Origin of the sequence: Actinomycetospora flava, assembly GCF_037400335.1 — a bacterium.
GTDB classification, from domain to species: Bacteria; Actinomycetota; Actinomycetes; order Mycobacteriales; family Pseudonocardiaceae; genus Actinomycetospora; species Actinomycetospora flava.
Window position 1 is genome coordinate 43150 of record NZ_JBBEGM010000004.1, and the last position, 13706, is coordinate 56855.

Below are 13706 nucleotides of genomic sequence, written 5' to 3' on the forward strand. Positions count from 1 at the left end.
AGTGACCGTCTCAGAGGCTGTCGACCAGCGCCGCGGCGAGCCCGTCCGGGTTGGCCAGCGCGAGCAGGTGCCCGCCCGGCACCACGACGGCCTCGACGCCCGCGCGCTCGCGGGCCAGGCGCGTCTGGAAGTCGGCCGGGAAGAAGCGGTCGTCCCGTCCGACGATCACGGTGACGGGCACGTCCGGCCACGCCGGCAGCGACCAGCCGTCGGCGAACGGGCCGTCGGTCTGCTCGCGCTGGTGCTCAGCGCCCGCGGCGGCGACGTCGGCCGGGACGTCGTGCAGGAACTCCCACTCCTCGTCGAACCCGGCGTCCTCCCGCCCGGCGGCGCGGGCCGCGGCCTCCTTGGCCTCCTCGAACCCCGAGGCCGACCACCAGTCCCCCGGTGACTCGCCGACCGCCGGGATCATGGCGTTGACCAGCACGAGCCGTCGCACGGGCGTGGTGCGGGCGATCTCGGTGGCGCTCGGCCCGCCCAGCGACTGGCCGACGACCACGACGTCGGTGCGATCTCCCAGCGCCGCGAGCGCGACCTCGACGTAGCGCGGGATGCCCGCCGCCGGGTCGTCGGCGGGCAGGTCGGGCGCGACGACCTCGTCACCGCGGGCCCGCAGCCGCTGCGCCACCAGGTGCCAGAACCATCCCGCGCCGCCCGCACCGGGCAGCAGCAGCCATGTCGTCACGCCGGTCAGACTAGGGCCGTCACCCGACAGAGCAGGGCGCGTCGCGTCCGAGGATCCCCGCAGGTCATGTTCGTCCTCGTAGCATCGCGGCCATGGCCGCTCCGACAGCCCACCCCGAGGGGACGGTGCTGGAGGGGCGCTACCGGGTGGACGGCCTGCTCGCGCGCGGCGGGATGTCGGTGGTGTACCGGGGCGTCGACCTGCGCCTGGAGCGGCCGGTGGCGATCAAGGTCCTGGACGGCGCACTGGCCTCCGACCCCGCGTTCGTGCGGCGCTTCGAGCGCGAGGCCCGGGCCGCCGCCCGCCTCGCGCACCCGGGGATCGTCGCCGTCCACGACCAGGGCCGCGACCCCGACGGCACCGTCTTCCTCGTCCTGGAGCTCGTCGAGGGCGGCACGCTGCGCGACGTCCTGCGCGACCAGGGACGTCTGCACCCGGCGGCGGCGCTGACCGTCGCCGAGCAGGTCGTCACGGCGCTGCAGATCGCGCACGACCGGGGCCTGGTGCACCGCGACGTGAAGCCGGAGAACGTGCTGATCGGCCGCGACGGGTCGGTGAAGGTCGCCGACTTCGGGCTGGTCGCCGCCGCGTGGGAGACCGACCCCGACGACTCCGGGGAGATGGTGCTGGGCACCGTCGCGTACCTGGCGCCCGAGCAGGTCACCGACGGCCGCGCCGACGCGCGCAGCGACCTCTACGCCACCGGCATCGTGCTGTTCGAGCTGCTCACCGGCGTCCCGCCCCACGGCGGCGGGGACGCGGTGTCCGTCGCGCGCCGCCACGTCCGGAACGACGTGCCGCCCCCGTCGTCGGTGGTCGGCGGCGTCCCGCGGGCGCTGGACCGCCTGGTGATCGCGGCGACCCACCGCGACCCCGAGGTGCGGCTCGCCGACGCCGACGCGTTCCTCGCCGCCGCCCGCGGGGTGCGCATGGACGCCGACCTGCCGTTCCACCCCGTGCCGCTGCCGCCGCGCCGCGCGAGCACGGGCGGCTCCCGGCCGCTGCGGGGCACGCGGTTGCTGGACCTCGACGCCGACGAGGTGCGCGCCGAGCCGCGGCCCGACGAGCGGGCCGACGAGCAGGACGACGACACCTGGGACGGCGAGGCCTGGGAGGAGGACGACGACCTCCTCGACGACGACCTCGAGGACGACGCCGGCGAGGACGACCAGCCCGCCGACCGCCGCCGCGCCGACGCCCCGGTGGACGACATCGACGTCGCCATCGAGCAGATCGAGCGCCGCCGCGCGCGGTCCCGCTCGCGCCGGCTGCTCGCCGCCTGGCTCCTGCTCGAGGCGATCGCGACCGTGGCGGCCGGGGCCGCCGGGTGGGGCCTCGGCCTCCCCGGCTGACTACCCGCGCAACATCTCGGCGACGAGGAACGCCAGCTCCAGCGACTGCTGGGTGTTCAGGCGCGGGTCGCAGGCCGTCTCGTACCGGCCGGCGAGGTCGGTGTCGGAGATGTCCTGGGCCCCGCCGAGGCACTCGGTGACGTTCTCGCCGGTGAGCTCGACGTGGATGCCGCCGGGGTGGGTGCCCAGGCGCTGGTGGACCTCGAAGAAGCCCTGCACCTCGTCGACGACCTGGTCGAAGTGCCGGGTCTTGTAGCCGGTGGAGGCCTCGACGGTGTTGCCGTGCATCGGGTCGCACTGCCAGATCACCTGGTGCCCCGAGGCCGTGACCTTCTCGATGATGCCGGGCAGCACGTCGCGCACCTTGCCCGCGCCCATGCGGGAGATCAGGGTGAGCCGGCCGGGCTGCTGGTGGGGGTCGAGGCGCTCGACGTACTCGACCGCCTGCTCCGGGGTCGTCCCCGGCCCGATCTTGATGCCGATCGGGTTGGCGAGCAGCTCCGCGAAGGCGATGTGCGCGCCGTCGAGGGCGCGGGTGCGTTCCCCGATCCACAGGAAGTGCGCGCCGAGGGAGAACAGGCGGGCGTCCTCGCGGCTGGTGGCCTCGACCCGCGAGTCCAGGCGCAGCAGGGCCCGCTCGTAGTCGAGGACGAGCGCCTCGTGGCTGGCGAAGATCTCGGTGCCGCGCAGCGAGTGGTCGGTGACCCCGGCCGCCGACATGAAGCGCAGCGCCCGGTCGATCTCCGCCGCGACCGCCTCGTAGCGCTCGCCGGCCGCGCTCGTGCGCACGAACTCACGGTTCCACTCGTGGACCTCGTGCAGGTCGGCCATGCCGCCGGAGGTCAGCGCCCGCACCAGGTTCATCGCCGCGCCCGCGTTCGCGTAGGCGCGGATCATGCGGCCCGGGTCGGGGATGCGGCGCTCGGCGTGGGCGGCCAGCGAGTTGACCATGTCGCCGCGGTAGCTCGGGAGACCGAGCGCGTCCGTCGGCGACGAGCGCGGCTTGGCGTACTGGCCCGCGATCCGGCCGATCTTCACCACGGGCAGCGACGCGCCGTAGGTGAGCACGACGGCCATCTGCAGCAGCGTGCGGATGTTGCCGCGCAGGTGGGGCTCGGTGTTGTCGGCGAAGGTCTCGGCGCAGTCGCCGCCCTGGAGCAGGAACGCCTCGCCGCGCGCCACGGCGGCCAGCTGCGTCTGCAGCCGGTCGACCTCGGCGGGCACGGTGATCGGCGGGACGTGCTCGAGCACCGTGCGCACGTCCGTCACCGCCTGCGCGTCGGGCCAGTCCGGTTGCTGGGCCGCCGGACGCGACAGGGCGTCGTCCAGGCGGTCACGCAGGTGGGACGGCAGCGGGGGCAGGCCGGGCAGAGCATCCACGGGAAGGTCGACGGACCACACGACACATCAGCGTAATGGTGCGGTCCGCGGCGCCGGCTGTGTTCCCCGTGACGACCTCGCCGCGTGGCGTGTCGCCTACGGCGCGGAGCCGTTGCCGAGCCGCCGGCGCCAGTGCTCGTCGATCACCTGCCAGCGCGCGAGGTTGTGGCGCGCGTCGGCGAGGGCGTCGTGGGCGTCGGCGGGGGCGGGCGGCAGCTCGGGGCGCCCGACGTCGTCCCAGCGCTGGCGCAGGTCCCGGGTGAAGCGGGGCAGGGCGCGCGGGAGGTCGGGCATCGCGCCCCACAGCTGGGCGATCGCGACGTGGTCGTACGCCGCGTACCAGGCCCACAGCTCGACGGGGCCCTCGCCGGCGGTCACGAACTCGTAGAACTCCTCGCGGATCGCGAGCCTGCTCTTCCACGCCGGGTCCGACATCGAGGGCAGCTTGTCGAGGACGTTCCTGCGGACCCACGGCCCGGCGCGCATCGGGTCGAACTGGCGGGAGATCGCATAGAACTCGTGGCCCTGCTCGTCGACCGCGCCCACCGAGACCAGCTCGATGGTGGTCCCGTCCTCGATGAACTCGCAGTCGTAGAAGAACCGGGCCACGGCCTCATTGTCGCGGGCCGCGCGTCAGGCCGCCTGCGGGGTGTCCTGCTGGTCCTTGACCGTGCTCGCGTAGACGTCCACGTACTCCTGCCCGGAGAGCACCCGGACGGCGTCCATGATCTCGTCGGTCATGGCCCGCTCGACCTGCCGGTCGTCGGTGATCTCCAGGTAGCGCGAGAAGTCGAGCGGCGGGCCGATGCGGATGCCGATGCGGCACGGGCGCCAGAACCGCGAGCCGACGGGGTTGGCGCGGTCCGTGCCGATCATCGCGACCGGGACGACGGGCACGCCGGCCTCCAGCGCCATCCGGGCGACGCCTGTCCGGCCCTTGTAGAGCCGCCCGTCGGGCGAGCGCGTGCCCTCGGGGTAGATGCCGAACAGCCGGCCCTCGCGCAGCACGCCGATCCCGGTGTCGAGCGCGGCGCGCGCGGCGCGCCCGTTGCCGCGCTCGATCGGCACCTGGCCCATGCCGGTGAAGAACCAGCGCTTGAGCGTGCCGACGAGGCCGGGCTGGGTGAAGTACTCGGCCTTGGCGGGGAACGCCATGCGCCGAGGCACCATCAGCGGCAGGACGAACGAGTCGATCACCGCGAGGTGGTTGGACGCCACCAGGGCGCCGCCGTGGCGCGGCAGGTTCTCGGCCCCCACGACCCGGGGGCGGAACGCCACCCGCATCAGCGGCCCGAGCAGCACGTACTTCATGATCCAGTAGAGCACCGGGCCTCCCGTCCGTCGGCCCGTGAGCTTAGGTCGTGGGGGCACCCGACGGCACCGCCGCGCGACGGGTCACACCCGTCGAGGGCCCCGGGAACCGGACACCGACCACCCGGAACGCCGCCGGTGGGGACCGTCCGGCGCGACACACGACCCGGCGCGTGACCCGACCGTGTGGGACGTGCCACGATAGGGATCCCGAACCGCTCCCCCGCCACCATGGCGGCCTGACGCCGCGCCGTCCGGCGCTCGGAGGACCCCGTGCCCGTGCTGCCCGGAGCCGAGCCTTTCGCCTCCGATCCCGGCGACGGCGCGCGCGAGATCGCGGTGGTGCTCAGCCACGGACTCACCGGCACGCCGCAGAGCATGCGGGCGTGGGGCGAGCACCTCGCGGCGGAGGGCATCGGTGTGCGCGGGCCCCGGCTTCCCGGCCACGGCACCCGCTGGCAGGACCTCAACCGCACCCGCTGGCCGGACTGGTACGCCGAGGTCGAGCGCGCGGTCGACGACCTGCGGCGCGAGTACCGCTCGGTGTTCGTGTTCGGCCAGTCGATGGGCGGGACGCTCACGCTGCGCCTCGCGCAGGAGCGCGGCGACGACCTGGCCGGCATCGCGCTGGTCAACCCGTCGGTCACCACCCTGCGCAAGGACGCCACGATCGCCCCGTACATCCAGTGGGTCGTGCCCTGGGTGCCCGGCGTCGCCAACGACATCAAGAAGCCGGGTGCCACCGAGCTGGCCTACGACCGCCTGCCGACGCGCGCCGCCGTGTCGCTGACGGCCCTCTGGAAGCTCGTGCGGCCCGAGCTCGGGCGGGTGCGCTGCCCCGTCCTGCTGTTCCACTCCCCCACCGACCACGTGGTGGAGCCGGTCAACAGCACCCTCGTGCTCCAGGGGATCGGCTCGGACGACGTCACCGACGTCGTCCTGGCCGACAGCCACCACGTCGCGACGCTCGACAACGACGCCCCGCGCATCTTCACCGACAGCGTGGCGTTCGTCCGCCGCGTGCACGCCGCCCGCTCGACGGACTCCGCCGGCTCCACCTCAGGGACCTCCGCATGACCGCGCCCGACCCCGACGCCACCGGACCCGACGGGGTCCGTCCCGACAACGCCGGGCGCCGTCCCGACCTGCCCGAGGACATCGACGCCGCCTTCGCCTCGATCGTCGCCGACTGGGCCGCCGACGACGCGCCGCGCTGGCCGGACGACGACGTCCCCGGCCACCCGGAGCTCCCGCGGACCCCCGAGGCGCGCACCGACGACGGCACCTCCTCGGGGCTGGGGACCGCGCCCCGGCGCTCGGCCTCCCCCGACATGCCGCGGCCGGACACCCCGCGACCCGACACCCCGCGGCCCGCGGCCCGCCCGCGCGTCGACCCCGTCGCGGAGGGGCACCGCCGACACGTCCCGCCGACACCGCCCGAGGACGAGCACTACGTCCCGCCGGAGCCGCCGCCGCTGCCGCGCCTGGGCCTCTCGAGCCTGCTCGGGCTGGCGCTGCTGGTGGTCGGCGTCGTCCTGCTGGCGGTGCCGGGCCTGCTCGGCGGGCCGGTCGGACTGGGCATCGTGCCCGGCCTCCTCGCGATGACGGCGGGCCTGGGCTGGCTCGTGTTCGGGCTGCGGCGCCACCGCGAGCCCGAGGACGGGCCGGACGACGGCGCGATCCTCTAGGACCCCGCGGCCCGTTCGCGCGCGTCCAGCGCCGCGCCGATGATCCCGGCGCGCCCGCCCAGCATCGCCGGACGGACCTCGGCGAGCCGGCGGTGCCCGTTGCCGGTGACGTCGTCGGCGTAGCGCCGCCGGGCCCGGTCGAGATACAGGGGCGCCGACGCCGAGACCTCGCCGCCGATCACCACGACGTCGGGATCGAACACGTCCGCGACCAGCGCGAGCGCCTGCCCCAGCCACTCCGCGAACTCGTCGACCACCCGCCCGGCGACCGCGTCGCCCGCCTCGGCCGCGCGCGCGACGTCCCGCCCGGTGACCGGCTCGGCCCGCTCCCACGTCGCCCGGAGCACCGAGAAGTCCTCCGACGCGGCGATCAGCTCCTCCGCCGAGCGGCCCAGCGCGGTGCCGCTGCAGTAGCGCTCCAGGCAGCCGTGCTTGCCGCACGGGCACGGGCGCCCGCCGCGGACGACGGTCAGGTGCCCGAGCTCGGGTGCGACGCCGTGCGCCCCGCGGAACACGGCGCCGTCGACGAGCAGCGCCGCCCCGATCCCGGTGCCGAGGGCCACCAGCACGGCGACGGACGCGCCCGCGGCGGCCCCGACCCGGTGCTCGGCGAGGCCCGCGGCGTTGGCGTCGTGCTCGAGCACCACGGGCAGGCCGAGGCGGTCGGTGAGGCGGTCGACGACCGGGTCGTCGCGCCACGGCAGGTGGGCGCCGAACGCGACGCTGCGCCGTTCGGGGTCGACGAATCCGGCGACCGCCAGCCCGACCGCGCCGATCGGCCGCCCGGCGGCGAGGTCGCCGACGAGGTCCGCGACGGTGTCGTCGAGGTCGCCGGCCCGGTCCGGGGTCGGCGCGGCCGCCTCGGCGAGCACCGTCCCGTCGGCCTCCACGACACCCGCGCGCACCGACGTGCCGCCGATGTCGACGCCGACGGTCAGCACGACGCCTGGCTGTCGGGAGGGCCGGCGGGGCCGGGGGTACGGCGGTTCGTGCGGGCCGGGCGCTCCGGGCGGCGGATGGCGATGCGCTGCACGGACGGGCGCGCGGTGCCGCCCGCGGGCGTCGACGGGGCGGCGGGGCCCGGGGCGGTCGATGCCGTCGGCGGGGTGGCCGTCCCGGCGTGAGGCGGGCCGGCGGTCGCGGTGGGCGCGGTGGGCGCGGTGGGCGCGGTGGGCGGGGTGGGCGCGGGGGGCGTGGCGGCCGGGGTCGTGCGGCGCGGCGCCGGACGCGGGCGGGCGGGGCGGTCGGCGGCTCCGCTCGGGGCGTCGCCGGCCGCGGCGTCCGGCGTGGGTTCCGGCGTCACGTGGCCGGTCGCGTCGCTCGTCGTGTCGCGGAACGTCGCGGAGCGCGGGGACGCCCGCCGGATCGGCACCCGGCGTCCCGCCGGGCCGCTCGGGGTGGGTCGGGGCGTCCGGGGCGGCCGCGGGGTCTCGCCCGTTCCGGCCGCGGGCGCCGTCGGCTCCGCGGGACCGGGCTCCGGGGCGGTCGGTGCCGCCTCGTCGGCGTCCCGGGCGTCGTCACCCGATCCCTCGGGCCCGGGAGCCGCACCCCAGCCGTCCCACGCGCCCCACTCGGACGGCCAGCCGGGCGGGGGTCCGTCGGTCCCCGACGCGTGGCCGTGACCGTGCTGGCCGTGCTGGGCGTGCTGCCCGTGGGCCGGGTCCTGGTGCGCCTGCACCATCAGCCGCAGCAGCATCATCAGCCCCGACGCCTGCTCGGCGAGGCGCGCGGTGAGCTCCGGCTGCTCGCCCCGCAGCGCCGCGACGAGCGCGCAGACCGGGCACCACGAGCACGGCCCCGGGCTCTGGGGCGGGCGCATGCCGAGCCGGGCGTTGCCGGTCCGGCCCGGTCCCGGCGTCCCGCGAGCGGCGGCGGTGTCGACGCGCGTGCCCAGCCAGTCGATCAGCGCCGACGCCGTGGCGCGCGCCTCCTCGGTGAGCCGCTCCTGGGCGGCCCGCCCGGCGTCACCCCCCGGCGCGCTCACCGCATCCACACCGCGGGGTCGGGGCGGAACACCACCGAGAGCAGGTCGTCGTCCAGGTCGGCACCCGTGACCTCGCAGCGCCGCAGCACCGGCGGCAGCGAGACCGCGCGGCGGCGCCCGTCGACGGTGACGGCGAGCTCGTCGCCGATGCGGGCCAGGTCGACCTCGGCGTCCCCGATCCCGGAGACGTGCAGGTCGAGCACGAACTCGCTGTCCGGGTGGGTCCCCTCCCCGGCGGTGCGCCGGACCGCGACGAGCGCGCGGCCGGACGGGCCGTCGAGCGGGTCGTCGTCGCCGTAGAGGGTCTCGGCCAGCGCGGCGAGGGCCTCGACGCCGACGGGCTCGCCGGCGTGGTGGGGCACCCGGCGGACCGGCACGTCGCCGCCGGCGCCGGACAGGTCGGCGAGCACGGCCTCCTGCTCCGCGCGCCGGGCGCGGACCCAGGTGGCGGCCTCGCCGCGGCCCTTGCCGGCGTCGGGCACCAGACGGTTGGCGACCATGCCGTCGACGTGCAGCCCGTGCAGCGCCAGGGCGGTCAGCGTGCGGCGCGTCTCGGCGGCGACGACGCGCTCCGGGGTCAGGACGAGGCGGATCGTCGTCGTGCGGTGGTCGGCGAGCAGGTCGCGCAGGCCCGCGAGCTGCTCGGCCAGCCGCGACAGCGACGCCGCGGCGGCGTCCCACCTGGCGACGGCGGCGTTGCTGCCCGCGAGACCGGCGAGGACGCCGCGCACGGCGCGCCGGTGGGTGGGGAAGAGCCGCTCGAGGTAGGAGCCGAGGGCCTCGGGCAGGGCCAGCAGGCGCAGGGTCTCGGCGGTCGGCCCGCAGTCGACGACCACGACCTCCCAGGGGCCGTCGACCGTCGCGCGGCGGACGTCCTCGAGGGCGAGCAGCTCCTCGACCCCGGGCAGGACGGTCAGCTCGTCGGCGACCATCTCGTCGACGCCGGCGCCCGCGAGCAGCGTGCGCAGCTGGGTCCGCAGCGGCTCCCAGGCGTCGTCGACGAGCGCGCGCGTGTCGATGTGGGCGGCGAACAGGCCGGGGTAGAGCTCCGGGGCGACCTCGCGCGGGGTGCCGTCGAGGGGGCCGGCGAGCGCGTCACCCAGCGAGTGCGCAGGGTCGGCCGAGAGGGCGAGCACCTTGCGCCCGCCGCGCGCGAGCGCCACGGCCGTCGCCGCCGCTGTGGTCGTCTTCCCGACCCCGCCCTTGCCGGTGAACAGCAGGACCCGCACTCAGCCCTCCACGCGACGCTTCAGCCCGGTCAGCGCTTGGTCCATGATCCGCTTCTCGGCCCGGCGCTTCAGCAGGCCGGGCAGCGGCACCGCGAGATCCACGGAGAGGGTGTAGGTGACCTCGGTGCTGTCGCCGCCCTCGGCGACGCGGTAGCGGCCCCGCTGCGAGCGCTGCATCTGCCCGGACACGAGGTCCCAGGTGACGCCGTCGTCCACCCAGTCGTAGGCCAGCACGTAGGTGTCCTTGATCGGCCCGGCGTCCAGGTTGAACCGGACCTGCTCGGGACGTCCCTCGTCGTCGTGGGTGAGCACCTGGGCCGACGTGATCGAGTCCGCCCACTCGGGGTAGGCCTCGAAGTCGGCGATGACCCCGAGCACGTCGGAGGCGGGCGCCGCGATCGTGATGGATTGGGTCGACTCGTCGGCCATGGCGCGAGAGGCTACCGCCGCACCCGAGTGCGGCGGCACGCCCGGTAGGCCCCGGCCGACAGCGGGTGACCGGGCCCTCACCGGGCCGCGCCGACGTGAGCGGGCCCTCAGTCCCGGGGCGGCACGCCCGGCGGGCGCCCCGCCTCGAGGCGGTCCTTGAGCCCGAACGCCAGCGCCTTCGCCGCCCGCTGGCGGCGGACGGCCTCCCGCGTCGCCGCGCGTGGGGACAGCTGCGCGCCGACCGGGTCGACGCGCAGGAAGTAGTGCAGCACCGTGCCGTCCCCGACGGCCTCGAGCCAGACCTCCATGCTCCCCTGCCAGGCGTCGCCCACGACGCTCCAGCGCACGCCCTTGTCGCCGCGGTCGGCGAACACCCGCAGCGCCAGGTCGGGCCAGAGGCGCCGCCACACCGCGGGGTCGGAGAACTCGGGGGCCAGCCGCGCGGGCGCCACGGCGAGGAAGGTCTCGTCCACCACGTCGACGGTCGCCACGCCGACCAGCCTGACAGGCCCCACCCGGACCCGTTCCGCCGACGCCGCTGGGCGGATTGTCCGGCTACCCGGAAGTAGTCGCCGCGACTATGGTCACAGCCGACGCAGTGAGGCGGGGTCAGGAGTGGTGCAGATGCAGCAGTACACGGAGCCGGCCGTCGGCAAGGTCGCCGACGACGACAACCTCACCTCGGCGCCGTGGGCCAACGCCGACGCGCACGGGGGCGACGTCGCGTATCGGCGCTTGGTCAGCGACACGTGGCACGACGTCACGTTCGCGGCCTTCCGCGACGAGGTGGCGGCCGTGGCCAAGGGGTTCATCGCCGCGGGCCTGGAGCCCGGCGACCGTGTGGGGCTGATCTCCAAGACCCGTTACGAGTGGACGCTCGTCGACTACGCGCTCTGGGCCGCCGGCGCGGTGACGCTGCCGATCTACGAGACCTCGTCGTCGGACCAGGTCGAGTGGTGCCTGTCCGACTCCGGCGCGCGCGGCGTGGTCGTCGAGTCCGACGAGCACCTCGAGATCGTCGAGGCGCTGCGCGAGAAGCTCCCCGAGCTCGGGCACGTGTGGCAGATCGACGGCGGCTCCGGCGTCGTCGACACGCTGCGCGAGGCCGGCGCCGGCGTCGACGACGCGACGCTCGAGGAGCGCCGCACCGCGGTCCACGCGGACGACCTCGCCACGCTGATCTACACCTCGGGCACCACGGGACGCCCCAAGGGCTGCGAGATCACCCACCGCAACCTGCTGTTCGAGGTCCGCGCCGTCGCCGACACGTTCAGCGACCTCATGCAGCCCGGCAACAGCACGCTGCTGTTCCTGCCGCTGGCGCACATCTTCGCCCGCGTCATCCAGTGCGCGGCCCAGGAGTACCGCTACACGGTCGGCCACTTCGCCGACACCAAGAAGCTCACCTCCGAGCTCCCCCGCTTCCAGCCGGACTTCCTGCTCTCGGTGCCGCGGGTGTTCGAGAAGGTCTACAACGGCGCGAAGGCCAAGGCGCACGGCGACGGCAAGGGCCGGATCTTCGACCTCGCCGAGACGACCGCGGTGAACTACAGCAAGTCCCTCGACACCGGCGGGCCCGGGATCGCCCTGCGCCTGCAGCACGCCCTGTTCGACAAGCTCGTCTACGGCAAGCTGCGCGCCGCGCTCGGCGGCAAGGTGATCGGCGCGGTCTCCGGCGGCTCGGCGCTCGGCGCCCGCATCGGCCACTTCTTCCGCGGCATCGGCGTCCCGATCCACGAGGGCTACGGCCTCACCGAGACCAGCGCCGCGATCACCGCGAACCCCAACGGGGCGATCAAGGTCGGCACCGTCGGCAAGCCGATCCCGGGCATCACCATCGCCATCGCCGAGGACGGCGAGGTGCTCGCCAAGGGCGACGTCGTGTTCCGCGGCTACTGGAACAACGCGGAGGCGACCTCCACGACGATCGTCGACGGCTGGTTCCACACCGGCGACCTCGGCAGCCTCGACGACGACGGCTACCTGTCGATCACCGGGCGCAAGAAGGAGCTCATCGTCACCGCCGGCGGCAAGAACGTCGCGCCCGCGGTGCTCGAGGACCGGGTCCGCGCGCACCGCCTCGTGAGCCAGGCGCTCGTGGTCGGCGACAACCGGCCCTACATCGGCGCGCTGATCACCCTCGACCCCGAGGCCCTCCCTGGCTGGAGCACCGAGCACGGCAAGGACTCCTCCGACCCGGCCGCCCTCGCCGACGACCCGGACGTCCAGGCGGAGATCTCGGCGGCGATCGACGACGCGAACCGGGCGGTCTCGCGCGCCGAGGCCATCCGCCAGTGGCGCATCCTCGGCACCGATTTCACCGAGGAGAGCGGCGAGCTCACGCCGACGATGAAGCTCAAGCGCAACGTCATCGCCGAGAAGCGCGCCGATGACATCGAGGCCGTCTACCAGCGCTGAGCGGGGCGGGCGCGTCGGCCGCAGCGACCATGGCGTTCGCTGCGTCGACGCGTCCGAAGTCCCCGTCGATCACCCGGCGGCGAGGGCGCGCAGGCGCGCCGCGCGGGCGTCCCACGTCCAGTCCTCGCGCATCCAGCGCCGGCCCGCCTCGCCCATCGCGCGGGCGGCGTCGGGCGCGGCGAGGAGGTCGGCGAGGGTGTCGGCGACGTCGACGGTGTCGCGACCGTCGACGAGGCGCCCGGTCCTCCCCGACCGCACGGTCTCCGGCGCGCCGCCGGAGCGACCGGCGACGACGGGCACCCCGCACGCCTGGGCCTCGAGCAGCACGATGCCGAGGCCCTCGACGTCGAGGCCCCCGCCGAGCGTCCGGCAGGGCAGCGCGGACACGTCGGCGGCGGCGTGGTGGGCCGGCACCTCGTCGGGGGTCATGGGCCCGGTGAACACGACGTGGTCGGCGACGCCGTGGCTGCGCGCGAGCCGGCGCAGGCGGTCGCGGTCGGGACCGTCGCCCGCGATGAGCAGCGCGGCCCCCGGCACGGTCCGCCGCAGCCGCGGGAGCGCCCCGATCAGCACGTCCTGGCCCTTGCGGCGCACCAGCCGCGACACGCACCCGACCACCGGCCGTTCCCCCAGCCCGTAGCGGCGGCGGATCTCCTCGCGCGCGCCGGCGTCGGGCCGGAAGCGGTCGGTGTCGATGCCCGACGGCAGCGGCTCCAGGGCGGCGTCGGGTCCGAGCGCCGGGGCGATCCGCCCGCGCGTGTACCGGCTCACGGTGGTGACGACGTCGCTGTCGCGCCCGATGCGCGCCAGCAGCTGGCGGCTGCCCGGCAGCATCGACCACCCGACCTCGTGGCCGTGGGTGCTCGCGAGCACCCGCTCGGCGCCGGCGCGCCGCAGCGCGGGCGCCATGAGACCCAGCGGCGCGGCCGCGCCGAACCAGACGGTGCGCGCGCCGTGGGCGCGGACCAGCTCCGCCGCCCGCCGGGTCGCGCCCGGGGTGGGCAGCATCATCGTGGTCGGCAGCCGGTGCACCTCGAAGGGCTGCTCGGCGTCGAAGCGCCGGCACGCCGCGCGGGCCTCGTCGGTGCGCTTCCACGTGGAGGCGAGCACGACGAGCTCGTCGGAGGGCAGGTGCGTGGCGAGCGCGTGCAGGTAGGACTGGATGCCGCCCGGGCGGGGCGGGAAGTCGTTGGTGACCAGCAGCGTGCGCGCCACGGCCGGAGCCTCGCA

At 75.8% G+C, this 13706-nt stretch carries 14 protein-coding genes; 4 read left to right on the forward strand and 10 right to left on the reverse strand.

Going from position 1 to position 13706, the window contains the following annotated elements:
* Positions 1-10: 10 nt before the first annotated feature.
* On the reverse strand, positions 11-685 hold the full coding sequence (locus tag WCD58_RS11880) for an alpha/beta fold hydrolase (protein WP_337702983.1): 675 nt from the start codon (positions 683-685) through the stop codon (positions 11-13).
* Positions 686-777: 92 nt separating this feature from the next.
* Here WCD58_RS11880 and WCD58_RS11885 point away from each other — a divergent pair, with 92 nt between their 5' ends.
* Complete coding sequence (locus WCD58_RS11885; RefSeq protein WP_373696214.1) at positions 778-2037, forward strand: protein kinase domain-containing protein; 1260 nt, start codon at positions 778-780, stop codon at positions 2035-2037.
* On the opposite strand, the gene WCD58_RS11890 is transcribed toward WCD58_RS11885, so the two are convergent.
* The 3 genes from WCD58_RS11890 to WCD58_RS11900 all read right to left on the reverse strand — a co-directional run bounded on the left by WCD58_RS11890 (position 2038) and on the right by WCD58_RS11900 (position 4743).
* Positions 2038-3438: a class II 3-deoxy-7-phosphoheptulonate synthase gene (locus tag WCD58_RS11890; RefSeq protein WP_373696215.1), complete on the reverse strand. Its 1401-nt coding sequence runs from the start codon at positions 3436-3438 to the stop codon at positions 2038-2040. It abuts the gene before it with no gap.
* Between the two features lie 75 nt (positions 3439-3513).
* Positions 3514-4026, reverse strand: a complete 513-nt coding sequence (locus WCD58_RS11895; protein WP_337702989.1) for a polyadenylate-specific 3'-exoribonuclease AS — start codon at positions 4024-4026, stop codon at positions 3514-3516.
* Between the two features lie 24 nt (positions 4027-4050).
* On the reverse strand, positions 4051-4743 hold the full coding sequence (locus tag WCD58_RS11900; protein WP_337702992.1) for a lysophospholipid acyltransferase family protein: 693 nt from the start codon (positions 4741-4743) through the stop codon (positions 4051-4053).
* A 258-nt stretch (positions 4744-5001) separates the two neighbouring features.
* Between WCD58_RS11900 and WCD58_RS11905 the strand changes: the two genes are divergently transcribed.
* Both WCD58_RS11905 and WCD58_RS11910 read left to right on the forward strand, forming a co-directional pair.
* Entirely contained in the window at positions 5002-5805 is an 804-nt protein-coding gene (locus tag WCD58_RS11905) for an alpha/beta hydrolase (RefSeq protein ID WP_337702994.1), read from the forward strand.
* Positions 5802-6416, forward strand: a complete 615-nt coding sequence (locus WCD58_RS11910) for a hypothetical protein (protein WP_337702995.1) — start codon at positions 5802-5804, stop codon at positions 6414-6416. Before WCD58_RS11905 ends, WCD58_RS11910 begins: the two co-directional genes overlap by 4 nt.
* Here WCD58_RS11910 and WCD58_RS11915 read toward each other — a convergent pair.
* The 5 genes from WCD58_RS11915 to WCD58_RS11935 all read right to left on the reverse strand — a co-directional run bounded on the left by WCD58_RS11915 (position 6413) and on the right by WCD58_RS11935 (position 10549).
* Complete coding sequence (locus WCD58_RS11915; protein WP_337702997.1) at positions 6413-7357, reverse strand: ROK family protein; 945 nt, start codon at positions 7355-7357, stop codon at positions 6413-6415. The two genes, WCD58_RS11910 and WCD58_RS11915, sit on opposite strands and share 4 nt — an antisense overlap.
* The gene (locus WCD58_RS11920; protein WP_337702999.1) at positions 7351-8400 is read right to left on the reverse strand and encodes a hypothetical protein; all 1050 of its coding nucleotides are present in this window, start codon (positions 8398-8400) and stop codon (positions 7351-7353) included. Before WCD58_RS11920 ends, WCD58_RS11915 begins: the two co-directional genes overlap by 7 nt.
* Positions 8397-9629 carry an ArsA family ATPase gene (locus WCD58_RS11925; protein WP_337703001.1) on the reverse strand — a complete coding sequence of 411 codons (1233 nt, stop codon included), beginning with the start codon at positions 9627-9629 and terminating at the stop codon, positions 8397-8399. The genes WCD58_RS11920 and WCD58_RS11925 overlap by 4 nt, the downstream gene beginning before the upstream one ends.
* Positions 9630-10058 (reverse strand): SRPBCC family protein, encoded by a 429-nt coding sequence (locus WCD58_RS11930; RefSeq protein ID WP_337703003.1) that lies wholly within the window; start codon positions 10056-10058, stop codon positions 9630-9632.
* A gap of 107 nt (positions 10059-10165) precedes the next feature.
* Positions 10166-10549, reverse strand: a complete 384-nt coding sequence (locus tag WCD58_RS11935; RefSeq protein ID WP_337703005.1) for a polyketide cyclase / dehydrase and lipid transport — start codon at positions 10547-10549, stop codon at positions 10166-10168.
* Positions 10550-10682: 133 nt separating this feature from the next.
* Between WCD58_RS11935 and WCD58_RS11940 the strand changes: the two genes are divergently transcribed.
* On the forward strand, positions 10683-12476 hold the full coding sequence (locus WCD58_RS11940; RefSeq protein WP_337703007.1) for an AMP-dependent synthetase/ligase: 1794 nt from the start codon (positions 10683-10685) through the stop codon (positions 12474-12476).
* Positions 12477-12545: 69 nt separating this feature from the next.
* On the opposite strand, the gene WCD58_RS11945 is transcribed toward WCD58_RS11940, so the two are convergent.
* Complete coding sequence (locus WCD58_RS11945) at positions 12546-13691, reverse strand: glycosyltransferase family 4 protein (RefSeq protein ID WP_337703009.1); 1146 nt, start codon at positions 13689-13691, stop codon at positions 12546-12548.
* Positions 13692-13706 lie beyond the last annotated feature (15 nt).